Origin of the sequence: Paraburkholderia sp. EG286B (assembly GCF_040965655.1) — a bacterium.
GTDB lineage: Bacteria > Pseudomonadota > Gammaproteobacteria > Burkholderiales > Burkholderiaceae > Paraburkholderia.
This window is the reverse complement of record NZ_JBFRCF010000133.1, coordinates 1-915: the sequence shown is the minus strand read 5'-3', so window position 1 is coordinate 915 and position 915 is coordinate 1. Positions and strand designations below refer to the sequence as shown.

The 915-nt window shown below is 69.8% G+C and carries 1 protein-coding gene; it reads right to left on the bottom strand.

What is annotated here, in order from left to right:
- On the bottom strand, positions 1 to 899 hold an 899-nt coding region (locus AB4Y42_RS44070; RefSeq protein ID WP_368697871.1), incomplete at its 3' end, for an AMP-binding protein.
- Positions 900 to 915 lie beyond the last annotated feature (16 nt).

The window sequence follows — 915 nt, the reverse complement described above, 5'->3', positions numbered from 1 at the left end:
GCGCGATCAATCGGTACATACACTGCCCCCGCCTTCAGGATCGCAAGCTGCGCCGCTACAAGACTGACGGAACGGTCAAGCACAGTGGCTATGCAATCGCCCGGCCTCACACCGAGCCCGGTCAGATAGTGCGCCAGACGGTTGGCCCGCGCATTGAGCTCGCCATAGCTCACGCGCTCCTCCGCACAGACCACCGCCACCGCCTCCGGCGCCTTGGCGACCTGCGCCTCGAACAGCTCGTGGAGGCACTTCTCCGACGGATACGCCGCCGCCGTCCGGTTCAGCTCCTCCAGCAGATACGCCCGCTCAGCGGCCGGCAGGATGTCCAGCTCCCGCACCGGCGTGTTCGGCGCCCGCTCCAGCGCCTCCGCCAGCTGCTCGAGCGTCCGCTGCATGTAGCCGCAGACCCGATCCGCTGAGACGCCCTCCGCCACCTGCGCCGTCAGCCCGAGCGCCTCGCCAAAGTCCTCCACCGACAGGGTCAGCGGATAGTTGGTGCGCTCCTCCCCGCCCAGCCATTCCACGCCGGATAGCCCATCCGCCGCGCCGGCGCCGGAGATTGCCGCCGGCATGTTGTGGCGGTAGTTCAACAGCGAACTGAACAGCGGCGCCGGCGCCGCAACGCCGCTGCAGCGTTGCGCCAGCGCCAGCGAGGCATGCTCATGTGCCAGCAGCTCGGCCAGCCGCGCATGCGTGGTCCGCACGCTCGCCTCGACCCCGGTGCCATCAAGATCAAGCCGCAGCGGCAGGGTATTGATGAACAGGCCCATGGTGCGGTCGCCACCGGTGCCGCCCTGCATGCGGCCGAACAGCACCGTGCCGAACACCACCTGCTCGCGGCCGCTGCTGCGCGCCACCACCTGGCCCCAGGCCAGATGGCACAGGCTCGCCAGGCTCACCCCAAGCCGCCGCGCC